Below are 21,458 nucleotides of genomic sequence, written 5' to 3' on the forward strand. Positions count from 1 at the left end.
TGGCTACAGTTAAATCGGCCTTTACATATTTTTGGAATTTATGGGTTAAAGTAAGGAGAACGGTGATGATGGGAGGAAAAACGTGTGAAGCCAAGTTCATCGATTGAAGCGACAGAGCAATATTTCAAACAGCTTTTCTCTGAACAAAGCGACTTTCAATCGAAACCGCTGTTCATTGGGGGAATGGAATATAGGCTGTTCTATTTCAATACGTTGATTGATTCCTCCCACGTTCAAGATTTTATTCTGAAGCCGCTGCTTCTCCGTCCGCAGGACGCGGTCCGCGACGTCGTGTCGATTCTCGACTATGCGGAAACCGAGCAATTGGAGGAAGCTGTTCAGGCAATCATGTATGGTAAAGTCGTGCTGCATCGCGGCGAAGAGAACAAGCTTTACCTGCTCGGGGTGGATTTAAAGAAGGAGCGCTCCATCAATATCCCGACCAATGAGCGTGTTTTACGCGGAGCAAATGAAGCGTTCATTGAAAATTTAGATACAAATATCAACCTGATGCGCAAGCTAATCAACACTAGGGAGTTTGTCGTCAAAACGTATACGATAGGTCGGCTCTCGCAGACGAAGGTGGCTGTCATGTACATCAAGTCGATTGCGAATACGGCGATCATCGAGGAGCTGGAAAGAAGGCTCAGCAGTATTGACATTGACTATGTCGAGGCGCCGGGATTTATCGATGAGCTCATCCGGGAGAAGAAATTCAGCCTATTTCCACAACTGCTCGTTACGGAACGGCCGGACCGCGCACGTGCCTATTTAATGGAGGGAAAGGCCGTCATTGCAACTGCAGGATCACCGGACACGATCATCCTTCCGGTAACGTTCTGGTCTTTTTTCCAAAGCCCGGATGATTACCAAATCAGTTGGCTGATAGGCTCAATCTTTCGGCTTTTGCGTATCTGCTCCTTTTTTATTACGATTGGCCTGCCTGCCTTTTATGTGGGGGTCAGTGCTTTTAATCCGCAGCTGCTGCCGATCACTTTCGTCAATACCCTGCAGAACTCGCTGAAATATGTCACGTTTCCTCCGGTATTCGAGGCGCTTTCGATGATGCTCCTACTTGAGATTTTAAGAGAAGCAACGGTTCGGCTGGCGAGTCCCGTCGGCCAAACGATCGGCGTAGTTGGCGGTATTGTCATCGGAACGGTGGTCGTGCAGTCAAATTTGGTTTCCAATACAATGGTTATCGTAGCCGCTTTAACAGGCTTGGCCTCTTTTATCATACCTTCATACGAGATGAGCAGCGCCATTCGCCTTCTAAGCTATCCTGCGCTCCTTCTTTCCTCGTTGTTCGGTCTATTTGGCCTCGCCTTCTTCTTCATGATGATTTGCATAAATTTATGCCAAATGAATACGATGGGACTCCCTTACTATAAACCGCCCTTCTCCTTGAGCGAGATGAAGGATACGCTGTTTCGCGCACCGGTTTGGAGCTTGCGCAAGCGGCCGGGAGGAACGGCGCCGAGCAATCAAATAAGGATACGGCATCCAAGGAGATGGAAACGATGAGGAAAGAAGAAACCATCACTGGTAGACAACTGATCTCGCTCGTAATCATGGTGCAGCTTGGAACGGAAATAATATCCTTACCCCATGGAGAAGCCGAAGTTGCCGGCCATGATGCTTGGCTGGCTGTTTTGCTAAGCGGACTGGCCGCACAAGCAGGCATCGTGCTGATTTGGTGGCTTGGCAGCCGATATCCAGCGCGGAATTTTTATGCCTATCTCCCACTAATTGTAGGCAAACCGATTGGAGCTTGCATCAAATTATTGTATGGAAGCTATTACGCCCTTTCCGGACTCTTGTTAACATTGCTTTATACCGACATCATAAAAAGATGGGTATTTTTGCTGACGCCTAGGTGGGCAATCATTCTTATGCTTCTAATTGTGTGCGGCTATGCGGCAACGTCAACACTGAAGAAGCTTGCTTATGTATCGCAAACCTTTATTTTCTACTATTTCATTAGTTTTATGTTGATCGTTTTTAGTGGGATCTACGGACTTGACGTGAGAAATTTACTGCCAGTCTTGCCTGATGGCTGGTATCCGGTTATGAAGGGAGCATATACCGCATTTAGCGCTTTTGTCGGGTATGATCTGCTCCTTTATGCCTACCCGTATGTAAAGACCCAGAGCAAAAAGAAGCTGCTTCTAACGATATCGCTTGCGAACGCCTGCACGGTCGTGTACGATGTCATGGTCTGCCTGATCTGCTCAATGAAGTTCAGTTTGGCACAGCTCAAGGTTATTCCCGAGCCAATCATTTTTATATTAAAGAGTTATCAACTTGAGACGCTGCAGAGCATTGACATATTGTTCCTCATCTTCTATGTAGGCATTATATCGACAACGATCTATGTGTATTTCTTTTTGGCCGCTAAAGCCTTCCTTCATCTACGCAGTCAGGGCTTGGGCAAGCAGCATGTTTGGGTATGGGCGATTGTATGCGTTTGTTTCATAGGGGGTTTTTTCCTGACCAAGCGTAGTGCCATTTTGCAGTTTTCCTCGATTCAGGACAAACTGTCGATCATCATGATCGCCATTCTGCCACTCATCCTGCTCTTGATTTCCAAGCTGCGAGGCACCAGGAGGAGCGGCATATGAAGAGAATGCTTGCAGCGCTAATCATCTGCCTGCTGCTGACAGGATGCTGGGATCAGGTTCAGTTGAAGAAGATGCTTTTTGTTGACGTTATCGGAATCGATTTCGAAGGTGACAGCAAGGAAATCAAGGTAGACTATGTGATTTCCTCTCTTCAACATGTTGCTCAGGGAGGAGGCAGGCCGAATAACTTACACATTGCGTCAAAGGGTGATAACCTCTATGACGCAGTAGCTAAAACAAACAAGGAAATGCCCGGCGTCCTTGCTGTACTGGGGACCAGGTTGTTTCTAATTAGCACTAGATTCGCTAAAGATCAGCCGCTGAGCTATCTAGATATGACCAGCCAATTTATAGCCAATCCGTTGTATGGCTATTTAGCCGTGTATGACGGCGATCTATCGAAGCTGTTGTCTAAGAAAAAGATTAAAGAACAGACCGCATCGGAATTTCTGGTAGGCTTATTGGATGAGGAAAAACGGAGAGGAAGAATTCCTTCAAACAAAGTAGTCCACTATATACTCGGGGGAGCGAAGTTCATTAACGACTTCGCGCTCAATCGGTTCGAGCCTTATGAGAACGGGGCTCGCCTTGCAGGTACTTCTTTGTTTAGCGACGGGAAGTATACCGGAGTCAATCTAAATGATGAGGATACCCAGCTAGCCTATCTAATGAATGGCGCTAGGGGTAAAAACCAGCCGATTATTAGTAAAACTGACGAAAAGGATTATACGGTTCTAATACAGAATGCCAAACGGAATTTCCATATTATCTCTAATGGTGACAACCTCCGCGAAATTGAAATCTCGTTAAAACTGGATCTTAAATTAGTCGAGGAAGGACATGAAGATTATAAGAAACACACGAAGAAAATGCTCACAAAGTTGGAAAACGAAATCGCAGCTGATATAACGACAAAGGCAACTAACGTGATTGCAACCTTGCAGAAGGCCAATTGCGATTACTTGCAGCTTGGGCATGAGGTGGCTGCCTATCATCCGAAGCTGTTCGATGGAATGAACTGGCGAAAGCAGTATCCGAAGATCAGTATTAAGCCAACAGTTAAGATTAGGATTCTTAACACCGGCATTTTGGACTAACGAAAGCAAGCCTGCGGCTGATTATGCTGCAGGCTTGTTTGTATGGGTGACAAAGAATATAAACACTTATGATCGTCTGACAGGTTACTTCGTCTATGGCACTTTAAAGGGTAAAGTTACCGAGTGAATTTGAACCACTTAGATTGTGCGACTGTGAGGCGCGCAACAAAAATACCGCGATTTACGCGGTATCTAATGATATTCTATTTTAGTAAAATCACGTATTCATTGCAAACCAAAGAGATTTAGTTACTCCGCTCTATTCAAGATTTAATCCTAATTTGAATAGTGCCATTGACCTCCGTCTTGTTTTCAATGACGCCATACAAAACGTTAAGTTTCACTGGGGCATCGCTTGTAACCGTAAGGATATAGGACCCATCTGTCTGTTCAATTGCGATCAGATCAATGGTTTTACCGGCAAACCAGTATCGATTGCACCCAATTGTACCCATCCCCGATTGAAGTCGCCATGTCAACTCGTTCCTTGAAGCGTCCCCCTTGAGACCAATCGCATGCTCCAGCAGATAAAGCGTCGAAGCAATACCAGACCAGCCTACAAAATCTTTCTTGTCAGCATTCCCCGAGTCAATGGAATCAGGCGGATAATTCTCCCAGATCGAACCAGTATCCTTATAGACTTGCACAACATTATTCAGGTGGTTGAGTGCGATTTCTCTGGCTAAATCTAGATATCCGTATTTCTCCAAGCCGCGAATAACCATCGTATTCGTCGGAGCCCAGACGGAACCTCTCCAATATCCTCCTTGCGGATCATATCCAGGCTCGTCGGCAGCACATACCGGAACACGATGTACACGGTTGAAGGTGTTCGGATCATTCAACCATTCGGCTAGCTTGGCAGCCTGAGATTCATCTGCGACTTCAGCAAGCAGCGCCCAGTAGGCAGCAATTGTTTTGACGGGAGCGCGCTGCCCGTCATTCTTAACATCATAATAGAAGCCAGTTTCGGCATCCCACATGAATGTGTTAATCGCTGTCGTAAACGTCCCAGCATCTTTTTCCAATCGTGCGATTTGACTGGCAAGATCTTTGGCAGCCTCTTTAGACCCTTCTTCTAATTTTTTATCAATCAGGATGCCCCCGATCTCGATTAAGCTTCGGGCTACAAGCACCATTTCGCAGCTAATATCAACCCCGCTGCCCAAATATTGGTTTCGCGGGGAATTATCCATGCTCGCCCAATCTGTCACAAATAAACCGTAGTGATTATAAAGGTGGTAACAAAGCGCATCGTAGTATCGCACAAGTGGTTCCCAAACCAGCTCCAGTCGCTCCCGATCTCCCGTATGCTTAAAGCTTTCCAACTCCGCCCAAGAAACGATTGGGTGATTTAAATTGTCCAGTCTAAAGTAAGGTGGGTTTTCAACAGTCCGACCCAAATCTGGCTTGTACATCACATCAAAGTCAAGATCATTAATTTGCGCGAGTCCCCGGTGCTTGTAATGATTATGGAAGAATGAATGCAGTGGTTTGCGCTCGGCATTTACCCATTTGTAGAACTCGATACCGGAATTCGTCACGTATTCACGAGCGATTTCCCCGTCGTCCAGCTGTTTGCAATAAAAATTATCTAATGAACGGATCCCCGGGATATAGGGATGAGCTAGATTACAAAACATCGTTATAAAAGCCGTATCCCATAAGAAAATTTTATCATTAAATGCTGCGTCAATGAAATTACTTACAAATCCACTTTCCTTGGTTGGCACGAAAGTGTTCCGATAGGCAATTTCCCACGTACGCCAGTAACATTCGATATAATCAGGACGGCTCTCGAATATTGGAGCAGGGAGAAAAGAGCGCGCCTCCTCGAATGTCAGAAGTTGCGTATCCGCATAGGCCTTTTTATTAAAAAACAAACCTCTTGTCCATTGTTCTGGTTGCGTATGATTAGTAGTTGGCATGAATTATTCTCCTACTCCGATGAACATGTTTATTTGATAAAGTCGTAACGAATTATCGCTTCTGTAATTTCTTCGGCAATGAGCTCATAAGCGTATCGACTTGGGTGAATATGGTCATTTTGGTCGATAAACCAACGGATAGGAACACCAGAGCTCACCTTTTCCCTAACAAGCTCAAACACATTGATATACGGCACATTTTCATTTTCCGCAAATTGGACTGCAGCTTGAAGGTACATCTCGCTGTATGCCGCCCATTCCTGCCTTAAATCTTTGGCAACGTTCTGATAAGTCGGTATATGATCCAAGAAATTTTCTTTTTCAGGCGGTATCGTAATGAGAAACACCACCTGAGCTGGTGTTGTTGCTTTGATTTCGTCTAATAACTGGCGCAATACTTGATGATAGTTTTCAATGCGATGCTTCCCATCCAGGCGATGATTGTAGGCGAAAGATTCGACAACAACTAGGTCGGGGCTAACAGAAGAAAGGCACTTCTGTATGCCGGTTCCGGACGGACTAGGGAAGTCATGGGAGACACGATAAATCCCATATTCCGCCCGAGTTCCGCTTACACCATAATTGAAGAGTTCAAAAGGCTGCTCCGGAAATTTACTTTCTAAGGAAGCCTTAAGCTCGGGCATTTCTGTCCCCCAAAATGCCGTCATGGAATCGCCTAGACAAGCGATTTTATATTTGCGTTTCATCTCGGTATCTCCTTATTACCCTTTTACAGCCCCTGCCATCAATCCATTAACAAATTGCTTCTGAAGTATGAGAAACACGGCAAGCGCTGGGATTAATGACAAGACATTGGCCGCTAATATTTTGGACCAAGGAACGTTGTCAGAATTGCTTAGCATCATGGCCAGCTTTAACGGTAAAGTGAAATGAGATTCGCTTTGCAGAATGACGAGCGGCATCGTGAATGAGTTCCAATTCTGTACGAAATCAATAATGACTAGCGCAGTTATAGCGGGTCGGATCAATGGAATAATGATCTGTATGAATGTGCGGAAATCTCCTGCCCCGTCCATTTTAGCTGCTTCAAGCATTTCATCTGGAATGTCATCGATATATTGCTTTGTGAAAAATATAGCAAAAACAGTTACTGAGAAAGGCAAAATTAATCCTAGTAACGAATCAAACATGCCTAGCTTCGTAATAATGAAGTAAATAGGCAACATCAAAACTGTTGGTGGAATGATCATTGTCGCGATCAAACCAGAGAATAGGACATCCTTACCCAGAAAGCGTTTCTTGGAAAACGCAAAACCAGCCATACTCGAGAACAACACCGTAAGAATAACAGTAGGAACTGCCACGACTAGTGAGTTCGTAAAGGTCACGCCGAACTTGAGCTTACTCCAAATATCTGGGTAGTTATTCCAAACTAATGTTTCTGGGAAAAACGTTGGTGGAAATTTCGTAATGTCCGCATCGCTTTTCAAGCTGGATACCAATACCCAGTAAATAGGTATCAGAAATACGATGCCAATTGCCCAAAGAGTGACTGTGGGCAGTACGTTCTTGTTTTTCATTTTACGAACCCCCCTAGCCTAATCTTCGATCTACAAGCTTTCTTTGAATAATGGCCACGCCTACGACAAAGATGAACAACAAGTAAGACATCGCGGCAGCAGGACCGAACTCATAGTATTTAAACGCCCTGTTGTAAATAAGGAATGGAACCGTAATGGTTGAATCTCCCGGACCGCCACCTGTCATGATGAATATTTCTTGGAAAACGTTCAACGAGTGAATTAACAGCAATATTATAACGACTAACGAGATACGCCCTAGCAAAGGCCAGGTAATATACCGGAATTTTTGAAATTTAGTTGCGCCTTCCACATCGGCTACTTCATAAAGATCTTTAGGTATATTTTGTAAGCCAGATAAGTAAATCAGCATATAGTAACCGATATTTCTCCAACATGACATCAACACGATGACTGGCATCGCCCAAGCTGCATTTGCAAGCCAATCAGGCCCTGTTAAACCGAACTTCAATAGCAATGCATTGACTAAACCTTTGTCCCCATTAAACAAAAACATGAAAATTAAACTGCCGCTTACAATTGAAATAATATAAGGGATAAAGAAAATCGATCTGACAAAGTTAACACCTTTGAGTTTCTGATTCACAAGAATAGCTAGAAAAACAGCACCAAACATAGAAATCGGTATAAATAGAACACCGAAATAGGCTGTATTTACAATGGCTTTGAAAAATAACGGATTATGAATGGCCGCTGCATAATTATCAAAACCAATGAATGTCCCCGGAATTTCGAAAAGACCTGCATTTTTGAGTGCAATCGGTTTAACGTTCTTAAAGCTGACGATGACAGACCAAATGATTGGATATATCAAAAAGAGACCTAGAATGACGATAGAAGGTAATAAAAAAAGATATGCGTTGAGATCTCCGAGCTTGCTTCTTAAAACCTTCACTGCGAGTCCCCCTTCAGAAATGGGAGCCCCCAGACTACGAGGTGCTCCCCACTTGTTTACTTCGAATTCTTAATAATCGTGTTGCCTTTTTCTTGAACCAATTTCAGCGCATCTGCTGCCGATATTTTGCCGGATACGGCTTGATTTAAAGCGCTTGTGTACACTTCATCACTGATTTGTGCCCATTGCGGAATCGGGAATAGGGCAACTGGATATTCGACACCCTTCATAAACGTATTAAATTCAGGGTGGTCCTTATAAAACTGAGTGTCGGCCATATCTTTACGAATTGGCATACGGAATGGATAGTATTTACCATCGTCGCCTTTTTCACCCTTCATGACCATCTCTTGGGCTGGTTTGGAGCTCAAGTATTTAATCAGCTTCTTGGAAGCAGCCAGCTTATCACCTTCTACCCCAGTAGGAACGGAGAGCAGGTAAGTCGTTACTTCAGTCGCTTTACCAGCAGGACCTGTTGGTACTTCAGCTACACCCGCTTCAAACTTACCATTCGTTTTCCAGGCTTCGGCAACGCCCCAAGGACCCGACAATTCCATCGCTACAACTTGGTTTCTGAAATCCGTCTGAATGGCTCCGCCATCTTTATTCAAAGAATCTGGAGGTGAAGTTTCGTTCAACAGCTTCGTATAAAATTCTAAGGCTTTAATACCTTCAGGGGAATTAATTGCAACTTCGCTTTTCCCGTCCTTTTGAGTGACAAGCTTAGCTCCCGCTTGACCCGCGAACAGACCGTACATCCAGCCCAAGTCGCCGCCTTGCTTACCTGACAACCCGATACCGAATTGATCCGGCTTTCCATCACCGTTCGTATCCACGGTTAATTTCTTGGCCACTGCATAGAATTCATCCCATGTTTTCGGTACTTCTTTAATGCCAGCCTTCTCAAACAGGTTCTTGTTATAAATGACCTGAATGGTGTGACCCAGCCACGGCATGCCTGTAAGTTGCCCATCATTCACAGCAAGTTCCCAAATTTGCGGCATGTAATTGCTTTTCTCAGCTCCGAAATCCTTCATCAAATCAACGAATGCCCCTTGGATTGCCAAAGGTTTAGCATCGCCGTATGCAACCTGAAGTACCTCTGGTGATTTTCCGCTTAAAATTTGTGTAAGAAGCTTCTGCCCAGCTTGCACGCCGCCCAGCAATTCGACTTTTACATCTTTATTTTCTTTCTCGAATTGATCAAGCATTTCTCGAATAGCTTTACCTCTGCCTGAATCGCTTGCCCATGCAATCTGCATGCTAATGTTTGTCACTTTGCCATTGCTATCTGCCTGTGTACTTGCAACTGGTGCCGCGGAAGATGTCTCGTTCTTGTTTGTGCTGCTGCAAGCTGTCATGATTCCCATTAGACATGTCATCGATATTAGACCTAACTTTTTATTCATCTTTTGACCTCCTCAATTAATGGTTCCAAAAGTAAGTGAAGCGCTTCGTAGGACAAATTCATTTTACCAATCTTGAAATTATGCTGAACCATCTGTGTATACGCGTCTTCATTGGTTAGCAGCTGTGCCATCTTGGTCGCCGCTGCCTTCACATTCTTGCTATTCACGCTGGCTAACCCATTCGCTTCGATCTGATGCGTGTTACCCAGCGAAACTATGTCAAATCCGAATTTCTTAATATCTTTCTCATAGACCGGATATTCATAGATCAGGAGCGGTTTCTGCGCAAACACGGCTTCGAGTAGTTGGTTTCCCCAACCTTCAATCACGCTTGGAAAGGTGACGAAATCCGCGATGACATAGGCGTCCCAGAGTGAATACCGTTTCTGTCCGTTAAAATAAGAACGCGATTGATCGATCAATGGGTTGATAAACCGTATGTCGATTCCTAGGTTGTCCGCTTTAATTCTTAGCTTTTCCGTATACTCGTAACTGGATTCCGGCATGCCTGCAAGGATATAAACGAGTCGGTTGCGATCCGAAAGCGTTTTCCCATTATAGAGAGTGGCATTGCGTTGCTTTAACGTTTCTAATTGAACTTGCAGCTCCGCCACCGTATCGATGCCTAGCTCAATCGTCTTACGCTCAGTTACCCGGGTAGCTTGCAAAATAATAATATCGTCTTCGGTGACGCCAATGTCTCGACGCAGCGATGCATTGCAATCGTCTTTTCCCCAAACCTTAGCATTAAAATCAAATGCGTTTGGAATGATGGCGGAACTCAATTTTCGATGCTGCATGAGTTCATCTTGATATAATCGATTCGTGACGACATGGGTAACATTCGGCAGGTCTGGTGGAAACAGGGTTTCCAACCATTCCGTCACCGTAGGACATGTCGGATTTAAGTATCGATCTCTTTGCCAGTAGAAATTGTGGTGAAGCGCCATACAAGGAATCCCGGTTGACTTTAACGCTTTAGCGAAGGCGATTCCAGCAGGTAAGCTCCAGCCTAACGATAACAAATTGTGGGTAATGAGCAAATCGATGGATTCCGATGCTATGAAATCGACGATCTTTTGCTCCATGATGTCAGCGAAGGCTACCACGTCGTCCACAAATTCTTTTTCCGAATCATAATCAATCATCTTGTCATAAGCGTTGTACACAAACTTCTCGTTCATTGGATGTTTATAATGAAGCTCAGCGATTACATGCGCACGAACTTGGCCTTCACTTCCTGCCAACAACAGCACCTCATGCCCCATTTGCTTCAGTACTTGCTTCCACTTCTCTATCTCCAAAGAAACACCATCTGTTTCACCGACCCTAAAGTGGGCTAGTGCAATTTTCAACTTTCCACCCCCTTAGCCTTAAAGTGTCCCGCTAGTCGAATCGTTTCAAAAAACCGAATGACGGCTTTTTTCAACAGCTTCTCTCCCTGTTTCATGGAGTCTTCTAGTGTCATAACACGATCAATAATCGGAATCACCATTTGAATGCCTTCTCGTCTCATCGTTTGCTCGTTCCCCTCTGATATGCCTGTGAAGACGACAACCGGAACGTTAAACGGTTTAGCTAAACGAGAAATGCCAATCGGTGCTTTACCATAAAGCGATTGGGTATCAAACTTACCTTCACCAGTGATGACTAAGTCAGCGTCCTTCAATTGCTCCTTGTATCGGCTTAATTGAGCAATCAAGTCAAAGCCGCTCATCATCGTTAAATTGGAGAAGAAGGAAAGTAAGGCAAATCCAAATCCTCCAGCAGCTCCTGCGCCAGGCTGAACCCGCATGTCACATCCTGCAGTCTGGGTCACGAGTTCCGCAATCCGGCTCATCCGTTGTTCGAAGACGGCTAGCTCATGCGGCTGCAACCCTTTCTGTGGACCGAAGACATGGACAGCTCCTTCTGATCCCAACAACGGATTTTTGACATCGGACGCAACGACAAGTTCAACTTCATGGAGACGTGCATCCAATTGGCTGGCATCCATGCGAACAATGGCATCTAAACGAAAATTCTCGCCGGTTATCTCGTTATCGTTCCCATCAAAGCATTGAAGCCCTAGCGCTTGTAGGCAACCGATTCCTGCATCGATGGTTGCGCTTCCCCCCAGCCCGACAATGATCTTCCTGGCTCCACGTTCCAAGGCGTAACGAATGAGCTGACCTGTTCCGTAGGTAGTGAGTCCTGCTGGCATACGTTCACTTTCCTTCAAAAGGGTTAACCCAGAAGCGGCTGCCGTCTCGATGACGGCCGTCCGATCCTTCTCAATCCAACAGTAGCATGCCTGAATGGTCCGATGACAGGGATCCATCACTTCGTGCCAGATCATTTCTCCTCCAGCTATGATCCGGTACGTTTCCGCCGTACCTTCCCCTCCATCAGCCATTGGAATTTTGATGGTTTGAGCGGAAGGAAACACAGTAAGTATGCCGGCTTCGATCTGATTAGCGGCAGCGACTGTGGACATCGACCCTTTAAAGGAGTCTGGAGAAATGATGATCTTCACTTGTCATCACCCCCTTCAAGACGTTTGATCCACATCACTTGGTAAGGCGCTAAAGTGAGTTGCAGCGAATCTTCGATGTGGATATTTTGCTCAGAAATCAAGTCAAAAACCATTTCCCCGTGCTTCCAGCCTGTCTGTAAAGCCGCGAAGTCTTGCTGTACTGTTTCATTTGTAATATTCACGATGGCGAGCAACTCTCCGTTTTGCGACGCTGTACGAAGCAAAGCGAAGAGCTGGCTGTCACTCGTCAGAATGCGTTGAGAAGCATTCGGATGAAAGCTTGGTTGCATTACCCGAATCTGAATAAGCTTTCTAAGTGCTTGGAAAACTTGCTCCCGCAGTGAACCTTCTGTATCCAACTCCAGCTGCAATTGATCATGTAGCAACTGCTCTCGGTTAATCGAACGGTAACGCCCTGTTGCCTTCACACCTTCTTGATCGTTTTGAGATCCCAACAAACTATGAACATAGATCGCTGGCATGCCCATGAAAGACAAGAGAATGGAGTGAGCCGCGACAACGCGTTTGACCTTTAGCGCAATAGCTTCATCCGGATGAGATAAGGCATTTAAGTAGTTGATATTTAACTCATAAGGACTCTTCGTTCCGTCACCATTGTTTTTGTAAGAGACAAATCCGCCATGTTCCTGCACCTTTAAAGCCATGGTGTTTACTTCTTCCTTGCTCAAGATTCCTTCCACTGGACGTACGCCAATGCCATCATGCGAAGCTAGGAAGTTGAAAAACGATGTCTCTTGTGTGGTCGATCCGAGTGAATCAGCCCATGCCTGAAGCTTACTGCTGTTCCCTGTATGCAGTGTATGCAATGTGAGCGGCGGCAATGGGAATTGATACACCATGTGCGCTTCATTCGAGCCATTGCCGAAGTAACTGATATTGTCATGATGCGGCACGTTCGTCTCCGTAATGATCACGATGTCAGGTACCGCTGTTTCCAACACCTCACGAATCACCTGTACAATCGCATGCGTTTCTTCTAGATGCATACATGTTGTCCCAAGCTTCTTCCACATAAACCCGATCGCATCCAACCGAAGGTAACGAGCCCCGCGTGCTGCATACATAAGCAGAATTTCTACGATTTCAAGCAGTACTTTCTCGCTGGCAAAATTCAAATCGATTTGATCATCGCTGAAGGTTGTCCATATGTGCTTCTCTCCCGCAGGTGTTTGGAACTTGGTCAGCAATGGCAAAGCACGCGGGCGTGTAACACTGCTGTAATCCGCATCTGGATCCGCTTCAACGAAATAATTCGCATAGTCTGGATTACCCAACAGATATTGTTGGAACCAGTCACTGTGCTGTGAGATATGGTTGATGACTCCGTCGAACATTAAATCAAAGTCATGTGACAATGCCGTAACATCATCCCAATTGCCCAGCTGTGGGTTAACTTCACGATAATCGATAACTGAAAAGCCATCGTCAGAAGAATAGGGATAGAACGGAAGAATATGAACAGATGACAACATGCCTTGGCAATTTCGAAGCAAAAACTTGCGCAGTGACTGCAGCGGTGTCTCATCTTCGCTTCGGATGGAATCACCGTAAGTGATGAGCATGACATCCTTTTCCGATACCCAACGCTTATCCTTCGTCTTCTGTAAAGCGTATCTGTCTAGCATCTGTTTGATTTGTTCAAGAATAGCAGGAGCCTTCTCATTGCCATATATGATGTTAAGTTTCTCTAGTAGTGCATGGGATTGGTCAATTGCCATTCGCTGTAAAACCACCTTTACTCTCTGGTATACCTAAATCGTAACAGGTTCTGTAAGCGCATAACATATTACACGTACCAATCATTCACTCCGTATTCGCTCTAATTATTGTTACCTGTACCAAGACCTGTACCAGGAGAAGAGGCTTTATTGGCTGGATGAAAATAGATGGCTAAATAAAGCAACACCGCTTCCTCGAATACACGGGGATCGTACCCGGTTATTTCCTTTATCTTGATCAACCTATATTGAAGAGTGTTCTTATGAATAAACAGCCTATCGGCCGTCTTATTGATCGATTGATTGCAAGCAAAAAATATACTCAGCGTTTCAATGATTTCTTTGGGATCCGAAAAAGCCGCTGCATTCAACGTTTTCCGCACAAAATCATGGCTGCTTTCCACGGGTACACTATCTAACAGCATTTCCAGCCGGAGATCGTCATAAAATAAGAGGCTCCATTCATCCGATGATCCCGCGTAAGATTCGGCTTTTTCTGATTCCAAATAGGAAAGCGGTATCCCTCGAATGAAATCATAATATCCCCCGACACCCACTTTAATCGTGTAATTCTCAGATTTAGGAAACTGTCTAAGAATATATTGGATTTTATGTGAGACGACATCTTTTCTTGTTTCTTCACTGGAACCTTGACATGTCAGGAGCAGGGCAAATTTCATGAACCCAACTGGAATGATGACATCTTGGTCATTAAATTTTACGGCTTCTTGCAGATATCCTTTATAGCGATTTTGCTCTTTTTGCAGATTGTAAGACGTCCCCTCTTTTTGAATATCGATGTTGTAATGAATATGGACAGTGATGACGACACGCGGCAAATTAACGTTAAGTCCAATCATCCACCCCCTTGAGGAGAGGACTTTATCTTCTTTCCATCTCCCCTCCAACCAATCACGAATAAAGACCTCTTTCGACTGATTAATGATTTCGTTTTGCTCATCGATGAGTTGTTCCTTGATCAAAATCTCTGTCATCTTGCGGATAATCTCTGCCATCTTCAATACTTCCGGCTCAGTAGCCGTAATGCCAATTACACCGATAACGCGATTCTCAAAATAAACAGGCAAATTGATGCCGGCTTTGGATCCCGCAAATTGATTATCTTTGACTAATAGCTTTTTTTTCGTTTTTAAAACGACCAGAGCTCCCTCATGGACTAAACCGATACGAGATTGATCCGTACTCGCGATAATAATCCCTTCATCATTCATAAAGTTAATATTTCGGTCAATAATTTTGGAAAGCTCTTTCACGATATATTGCGATTTTTCACTCGAGATCATTGGAATCAGCTCCTAATGCTCTTGCAACAGATGATAAATGCCCATGAGCGTACTCCGTAAGGTATCATGACTAACGACCACAGAGGCATGTATCTCTTTATGAATTAATTGACGTCGAAAACTTGGGATAAAAAGCTCACCACTTTTGGAAATTTGACCACCTAGCACAATAACGTCGGGGTTAAAAGTCTTCAACACGGTTGCTAATGCCTCTTCAATTCGCTCGCCAAACGTGTCGAACAGTTGCTGAATTGAGGGTTCTCCGGCACGTGCGGATTCGGCTAACTCCTTGACATCCCGGCCATCCAGGTTAATTCCTTGTTCTGATGCAAGCGCAAGCAACCCGCGCCGCGAGATATAATCATCAGCGATACTGGAACGGTATGGGATCGCATATACCCAACCGCCCGCTGGAACATCATCTCGCTGTATAATTAACTTACCTGACTCCACAAACCCCGATCCGATTCCAGTTCCAAGGGTAAGACAAACGGCCTTCCTAAAGGTTGCGGCTTGCCCAAAATGGGCTTCTCCAATCGCAAAAAGTGAAGCATCATTCTCAAAACGAAGCAAGAATTCGGGCATGATTCTATCTTTTAATCGCGTGTCCAACAGCATCATCTTCTGCAGCTGTTCACCAACCTGCATCCCGTATAAGGCATCGAATTTATTCAAGCCTTGAATATAGCTAATCCCCTGCTCATAATCGAACGGGCCGGGAAAGGCATAACCTATCCCAGCAATCCGTTTTTGGCCTTCAGGATCTGCTAATCCCAGCAGGTCTACAGCCATTTGTAAAAAATGATCAAAGATGTTCACTGCAGACTCGTTCGCTTTGGACGGATACTCCGAAATCGTGTGTTCAATAATCCGTCCCGAGCTATCAATTACTCCTGCTTTAATGGAAGTGCCGCCAACATCGAAAGCTAAATAAATCCCTTCCTGCATACTATTTCCCTCCATCTGAACCTGTATGTCATCCTTTGACAAAAGCCTTAATCGTTGCGATCGTCTTACCGATACTTGGGCCAGCAGGTTTAATAACGTATTGCCCAACCGATGCCGGTATAATAAACGTCTCCGCATAATGAATAATGAAAGGTTCAAACAAGCCTTCAGGACTTTCCACGACAGCCTCATCGCCCTCAACAAGATTAAGTACATGAACACTGCCATTGCCTTCATGCAGCACTGGCTCTGAGAACCAGTGTCGGCGTGTTTCGATAAATTCGAACTCATGAAGACCTGTGCGCTCTTCTCGCCAGCCTTCTCCCTCGGCTACCGGTTCTACTCTACCTACTAATTCTTTCTCGGTCCAAGCTGTCGTACGATCCCATTGAATAACTTTCTCCCCATGTTCAATATGAACAGGACGCGGCTTGCCATCTAGACCTACGCGATCCCAGTCCCACAGTTTAAACGTGAAAATGTAAGGCGTCGCACTAATTTCGAGCACCATACAATCACTGCCTGAGCAATGCACCGTACCGGCAGGAATCAAGAAATGATCATGCTTCACAGCTGGAAATATATTGACATATTGTTCGGCTGGGAAGGGTACGCCTTGCTCCGCTTTCCGTAAGTCTTCGATCATCTGCTCGGGCACTACATCATCTTTGAGGCCTAAATAAACTTCAGCCCCAGGCTTGGCATCCAAAATATAATAACTCTCGTCCTGTGTATAAGACATTCCGAATTGATTGCGAATATAATCGGTTGTTGGATGTACTTGTAAGCTTAAATGCTGACCACCAACAGTATCGAGGAAGTCGAATCGGATCGGAAACTCCGCGCCGAATCTGGCATAAACCCGCTCCCCAAGTAGCGACTTTGGTTGTAAGAATACGAGGTTAATCGCTGGCACATCCAATTGAATCGAACCGAAGTCCAGACATAAACTGTTTTCTTCTGGCACGCCATCGAAGCCCCACGCATACGGATGCTCTTTGGGTTCCAAAGACATCTTCTCCTCAAGCCAAGTGCCGCCCCAAACACCAGGATCAAAATAAGGGACAAGTCTGAAGGGTCTGCGAGCTATTTGCTCCATACCATCTAGCAGGGATTCCCATGAAACAAGCTTCGGATCGTCCTTCACGTTCGTGTCGAGATAATAGTCGATGTGTTGAAACAGCGACCGCTTCAGTCGATCCGCCATGCGCCATTCGTAGAAATATCCCCGCTTGTATTTACGCAGCATATCTTCATTTTCGTTATGAGCAAGCCAATTACCAAATTCCTTTGAACGGTAGCGAAGCTGTATTTCCCATCGTGTTATATCTGCATATACAATTAAATCGCCTTTGGAGACAAGTGAGGCACCGAAACCAATCAGAATGACAGTCCCTTCTGACACCGCATCCACTTGCTCTTTAAGTTTTGCCAATTTCAATGGGTCATACAAATCTTCGATATGAAAAGGAGACATGTATCCGAATACCCGGTCATCCGTTAGATAACGTTCCAACATGCTCTCCATCTCAGCTGCGTCCATAGTAGCTGCTTCCACGTCGATTACGACTGAGGGCTGAAGGTAAGGTTGAAGCCCTTCTAGAATCTCTTGCTTTCGGACACCTGGATAACATTCAATAACAATTACTTCTTTCTGCTTTTTGTGCAAACGAGCATTCAGAACCTCACCAATATCCATGTAACCTCGTCGTGCCTCTTGCTCGTGCCCTTGAATTAGAATCGATGGTTTCTTGTTGTATGTAATCGTCATGAATGGTTACCTCCATTTAATTTATCATAATATAACATAAGATAACATAAACTAACATGTTCGACCACAAAAAAATCTCCTTGTAACTGATTAGCTACAAAGAGATCGATGCTTAACCTGTTAGACCACGTGTAATTCAACGTCTGCTAACTCACACGCTTCACGTACTTGTTCATTCACTCCGGCATCGGTAATCAGCACCGACACTTCATTTAACTGAGCTACCGTGGCGAACGATCGGCTGCCGATTTTGGAGGAATCCAGCAACATGATCGTTCTTGTCGCCGATTGAATCATGGTTTTCTTGACTTGTGTATCCATCATATTCGGATCTGTAAATCCTGCTTCTATTGTAAAACTAAGTGACGACAGAAACGCTGTGCGCGCGTGATACTGTGAGAAAAAAGCTTCTGCCACTGGACCCACAAATGTGCCTGAAGGTTCTCGCAATACACCCCCACAACATAAGACCGTATGCGTTCCTGCCACATCCCTTAACTGCTGGAGGGCATCCATTCCGTTGGTCATCAGTGTCAAATGAGCGTGCTTGAGATACGCGGCCATTCTGGACACCGTCGTCCCTCCCTCCACAATAAGGACATCCCCATCGGATACAAACCGCTCTGCGGCATAGGCTGCGAGCCTTTCCTTCACTTCAGGATTCCGCGATTGCTTCTCCGGCAGCGCGGGCTCTCCAATAAGCTTATCTATGTATATTGCTCCACCATGAGACCGCGCGACCAACCCTTGTTGCTCTAGAAGCTCAAGGTCACGTCGAATCGTCATCTCCGATACGCCAAATTGTATACTAAAATCCTTAATCGAAGCGCCTCCATGGTGAGCCAAATATTCGCTGATAACTTGCCTTCTTTGGATAGGTAACACAATCGAACACCTCATTGAATAAATTGTATGCAATTATCACATAACATAACACAACAAGAGGTTTTCGTAAAATGAAAATTATAAATGAGCCTGACGTTAATGTAGCATTATCGGATACCTTTAAATGCTGAAGTCCTGCTTGTAAATTAATCTTGATTGGGATCCCAGCATTCTTTAATTGACTGACAAACTGAATTCCAACTCACATTTCTTCTGTATAATTATTTGACGCTTAGCATTAATTCCTTATGATGTTTTGTCGTTATAATGCATCAGTTTATAAAAGTCAACTATTCTTCTTTTATCCAGCCTTCATTAAGCCATTCGTACAGTCTTGGAGAGGTTGCACCCGGCAAACCACCAACAACTTTTAACGATTCAACATTTTCGCTAGTTATCAATTTTGATACGGATTGAACAGTCAGATCCTGTCGGCTTTTCTTCCTGGAATCGTAATAACACCCACCCAAAGCAATAATTTCCTTTATTGCAGCCCTCTAGCGTAAGAAACAGAGCAGCTCCCATAGCAAGCTGCTTTTTTGTTCAGTTCTACTAACGTTCCTCGTTTTACCTATTACGCAAATATATATACTTTTTGCTGCTAAAGTCCGTTTCTTAAATAAGCTCAAAATGATTATTAATTACATTATCTATCGTTCATTGTAGTAATCAAAGTAATCTTATCGTTAATTTCTGAACGTAAGAATGATTTTGCATCTTCCGTTCCGGTTAATTGAAGGGAAACCGGCTTATCTTCGCTACTTGCTATCACCGTAAAAGTTAAAAACGGACAGCATTTTCTCTCTAGACTAATCCAATCATACAGAAGGCGAAGCGTATCCGAGTCGCCCGGAAATTGATATTGAAAACCAGTTTCAATCTCCATTACAGCTATCCTTCTTTTTTCTAATTCGCCAAAAGCGTCCTTGTAATCTATACGCTCTTCTTTCGTAAAAACGGTATGGCAGCAAGCAACCGGCACTTCATTTTTCATACGCTTAGCTCCTTCCACTTGCACAAGACTTGCAGCTGCAACCTGGCTTCATGCAAGATGTTCCATTTGCCTTTCGGCGCTGATAAACAACAACTGCCACCGTAATAAGAACAAGAGCTAATATCACAATCACCACTGGATTTAAAAAGAAAGAAGATATGCCAAGAACAGCCACACCGCCAAGCAAAGGCAATGCACAACAAAGCGCATGCTCCAAGAATGCTAAGCCCCGCTAACCATTCACTTTTTTTCATTTACGCCACCACCTCATTAATATTATAATTACATCATAATACTTAAAGCTAACTTTAAGTCAAGTGAGGTGCATACAAATGTCTGAACTTAGTATTGGTCAACTAGCAGCTAAAGCAGATGTGAATCCATCGACCCTTCGATATTATGAATCCATTGGACTGCTGCCAAATACAGACCGTAAAAATGGTCAACGTCGCTATTCCGAGAGCCTTCTGGAGCGAATTACATTTATTAAAATAGCACAGCATACCGGGTTTACGATTCCAGAAATTGCGGTTTTACTTGAAGGATTCGAAACAATCCCTACATCGGATAGATGGGAAGAAATGGCGAGAGAAAAACGCGCTCAGCTTGAAGAGAAAAAGAAACAAATCAATTCGATGATTCAAATTTTAGACGATGGCTTAAAATGCAAATGCCTCACCTGGTCTGAATGCTTTGATAAAATAAAAACCACCGGAACTTGTTCATAGCGAGAGGAGTAAATGATTTTGTTGTTAACAATCTTAATTTTCATTATCGCAGGACTTGCCGAAATTGGCGGCGGATACATGGTATGGCTATGGCTGCGCGAATCAAAGCCCCTCTGGTATGGTATTATCGGAAGCCTCATCCTTGTTGCTTATGGCATCATTCCAACGTTGCAGAGTTTCCCATCATTTGGTCGCGTCTACGCCGCATACGGCGGCGTGTTTGTTGTTCTTGCTGTACTTTGGGGGATGTTCGTCGATAAAAAAACATCCGACATGTACGATTGGATAGGCGCTGCTGTTTGCGTTGTAGGCGTGTCTATAATGCTATGGGCTCCAAGAATTAATAGATTCTTAAATATTCAAATGCGAGTACTAATGGCAACCGAGAAACAGTCGTCAAACGACTTGTAAGTGCCGTTAACCAGATCCACCGCTGGGTCGACTTTCTCTTAACCCTTCGGCTTTTTCCGCTCCCGGCTGATCTATGTAAACTAAGTCCTGACGATGTAATTAGAGAATGGCAGAAATCAATGAAGCGGCATTCTGGTGTGCGTAGAGCCAATTACTCATCGAACTTGCCAAGCAAACTGTTGGTTTTAAGCAGTCAACACACGCTTACAAACTTCATCTAGAGCAGCTCCTTGAGTAGCATGACTTAGCAACTAAACAACTGCAGAGGATCGAAAAAGAAGCCAAAGACGTTTTTGAACGTATCCCCTATTCAGGCAAGATCCTTGCCATTACTGGAATAAGTGCAATTGCTCTAGCTGGTGTTTTAGGAGAATCTGGAGATCTAAGAGGTTATGCGCACGGGAACGCTCTACTTCGTCACGCAGGCCTCAATTTGACCGAAGCAAGCTCGGGTAAATGGAAGGGACAAATGACGCTCAGTAAACGAGGCCGTCCACGCCTGCGTCACTTTCTCTGTTTAATTACGATGTGCATGGTCATGAGCAACCAAGAATTTAAGGTCTTGCATCACCATAACGTCTAGTTAAAAAGCTTAAAAAGATGAAATCTAAAAGGGAGAAATCCTACGAATAGACGAGCTTGCATGAGTAA

General features: G+C 44.4%; 17 protein-coding genes and 2 pseudogenes. 6 read left to right on the forward strand and 13 right to left on the reverse strand.

The features are described 5' to 3' along the window. Nucleotides 1–84: 84 nt before the first annotated feature. The 3 genes from ASD40_RS16750 to ASD40_RS16760 are packed head-to-tail and all read left to right on the forward strand — an operon-like array spanning nucleotide 85 to nucleotide 3,718. Nucleotides 85–1,524, forward strand: coding sequence for a spore germination protein (locus tag ASD40_RS16750; protein ID WP_057304352.1), 1,440 nt, complete (start codon nucleotides 85–87; stop codon nucleotides 1,522–1,524). After that, nucleotides 1,521–2,621, forward strand: coding sequence for a GerAB/ArcD/ProY family transporter (locus ASD40_RS16755; RefSeq protein ID WP_057304353.1), 1,101 nt, complete (start codon nucleotides 1,521–1,523; stop codon nucleotides 2,619–2,621). Before ASD40_RS16750 ends, ASD40_RS16755 begins: the two co-directional genes overlap by 4 nt. Next, on the forward strand, nucleotides 2,618–3,718 hold the full coding sequence (locus ASD40_RS16760; RefSeq protein WP_057304354.1) for a Ger(x)C family spore germination protein: 1,101 nt from the start codon (nucleotides 2,618–2,620) through the stop codon (nucleotides 3,716–3,718). Before ASD40_RS16755 ends, ASD40_RS16760 begins: the two co-directional genes overlap by 4 nt. Nucleotides 3,719–3,981: 263 nt before the next feature. On the opposite strand, the gene ASD40_RS16765 is transcribed toward ASD40_RS16760, so the two are convergent. The 13 genes from ASD40_RS16765 to ASD40_RS16830 all read right to left on the reverse strand — a co-directional run bounded on the left by ASD40_RS16765 (nucleotide 3,982) and on the right by ASD40_RS16830 (nucleotide 19,668). Further along, a complete protein-coding gene (locus ASD40_RS16765) occupies nucleotides 3,982–5,646 on the reverse strand; it encodes an MGH1-like glycoside hydrolase domain-containing protein (RefSeq protein WP_057304355.1) in 1,665 nt (554 codons plus the stop codon). Nucleotides 5,647–5,675: 29 nt separating this feature from the next. Beyond that, entirely contained in the window at nucleotides 5,676–6,353 is a 678-nt protein-coding gene (locus tag ASD40_RS16770; protein ID WP_057304356.1) for an SGNH/GDSL hydrolase family protein, read from the reverse strand. Between the two features lie 15 nt (nucleotides 6,354–6,368). Next, entirely contained in the window at nucleotides 6,369–7,187 is an 819-nt protein-coding gene (locus tag ASD40_RS16775) for a carbohydrate ABC transporter permease (protein ID WP_057304357.1), read from the reverse strand. A 13-nt stretch (nucleotides 7,188–7,200) separates the two neighbouring features. Further along, nucleotides 7,201–8,103 carry a carbohydrate ABC transporter permease gene (locus ASD40_RS16780; protein WP_057304358.1) on the reverse strand — a complete coding sequence of 301 codons (903 nt, stop codon included), beginning with the start codon at nucleotides 8,101–8,103 and terminating at the stop codon, nucleotides 7,201–7,203. 56 nt (nucleotides 8,104–8,159) lie between these two features. Then, nucleotides 8,160–9,512, reverse strand: coding sequence for an ABC transporter substrate-binding protein (locus tag ASD40_RS16785; protein ID WP_057304359.1), 1,353 nt, complete (start codon nucleotides 9,510–9,512; stop codon nucleotides 8,160–8,162). After that, nucleotides 9,509–10,867: a glycosyltransferase family 4 protein gene (locus tag ASD40_RS16790; RefSeq protein ID WP_057304360.1), complete on the reverse strand. Its 1,359-nt coding sequence runs from the start codon at nucleotides 10,865–10,867 to the stop codon at nucleotides 9,509–9,511. The genes ASD40_RS16785 and ASD40_RS16790 overlap by 4 nt, the downstream gene beginning before the upstream one ends. Continuing rightward, nucleotides 10,864–12,027 carry a glycerate kinase gene (locus ASD40_RS16795; RefSeq protein WP_063860362.1) on the reverse strand — a complete coding sequence of 388 codons (1,164 nt, stop codon included), beginning with the start codon at nucleotides 12,025–12,027 and terminating at the stop codon, nucleotides 10,864–10,866. Before ASD40_RS16795 ends, ASD40_RS16790 begins: the two co-directional genes overlap by 4 nt. Then, the gene (locus ASD40_RS16800; protein WP_057304361.1) at nucleotides 12,024–13,766 is read right to left on the reverse strand and encodes a sugar phosphorylase; all 1,743 of its coding nucleotides are present in this window, start codon (nucleotides 13,764–13,766) and stop codon (nucleotides 12,024–12,026) included. The genes ASD40_RS16795 and ASD40_RS16800 overlap by 4 nt, the downstream gene beginning before the upstream one ends. Nucleotides 13,767–13,867: 101 nt before the next feature. Then, nucleotides 13,868–15,070: a CdaR family transcriptional regulator gene (locus ASD40_RS16805; protein WP_057304362.1), complete on the reverse strand. Its 1,203-nt coding sequence runs from the start codon at nucleotides 15,068–15,070 to the stop codon at nucleotides 13,868–13,870. A gap of 12 nt (nucleotides 15,071–15,082) precedes the next feature. Next, nucleotides 15,083–16,018 carry an ROK family protein gene (locus ASD40_RS16810; protein WP_057304363.1) on the reverse strand — a complete coding sequence of 312 codons (936 nt, stop codon included), beginning with the start codon at nucleotides 16,016–16,018 and terminating at the stop codon, nucleotides 15,083–15,085. A 28-nt stretch (nucleotides 16,019–16,046) separates the two neighbouring features. Further along, nucleotides 16,047–17,789, reverse strand: coding sequence for a class I mannose-6-phosphate isomerase (locus ASD40_RS16815; RefSeq protein ID WP_057304364.1), 1,743 nt, complete (start codon nucleotides 17,787–17,789; stop codon nucleotides 16,047–16,049). Nucleotides 17,790–17,909: 120 nt separating this feature from the next. After that, a complete protein-coding gene (locus ASD40_RS16820) occupies nucleotides 17,910–18,674 on the reverse strand; it encodes a DeoR/GlpR family DNA-binding transcription regulator (protein ID WP_057304365.1) in 765 nt (254 codons plus the stop codon). A gap of 646 nt (nucleotides 18,675–19,320) precedes the next feature. Next, a complete protein-coding gene (locus ASD40_RS16830; RefSeq protein ID WP_235549285.1) occupies nucleotides 19,321–19,668 on the reverse strand; it encodes a hypothetical protein in 348 nt (115 codons plus the stop codon). 332 nt (nucleotides 19,669–20,000) lie between these two features. On the opposite strand from ASD40_RS16830, the gene ASD40_RS16840 reads away from it, so the two are divergent. From ASD40_RS16840 to ASD40_RS39400, 3 genes and pseudogenes are all read left to right on the forward strand, one after another. Beyond that, nucleotides 20,001–20,396: a MerR family transcriptional regulator gene (locus tag ASD40_RS16840; protein WP_057304368.1), complete on the forward strand. Its 396-nt coding sequence runs from the start codon at nucleotides 20,001–20,003 to the stop codon at nucleotides 20,394–20,396. A 12-nt stretch (nucleotides 20,397–20,408) separates the two neighbouring features. Beyond that, nucleotides 20,409–20,735: pseudogene (locus ASD40_RS16845) on the forward strand (YnfA family protein); the annotation flags it as partial. 41 nt (nucleotides 20,736–20,776) lie between these two features. Then, a pseudogene (locus ASD40_RS39400) lies at nucleotides 20,777–21,416 on the forward strand (transposase); the annotation flags it as partial. Nucleotides 21,417–21,458 lie beyond the last annotated feature (42 nt).

It is taken from the genome of Paenibacillus sp. Root444D2 (assembly GCF_001426375.1).
GTDB lineage: Bacteria > Bacillota > Bacilli > Paenibacillales > NBRC-103111 > Paenibacillus_E.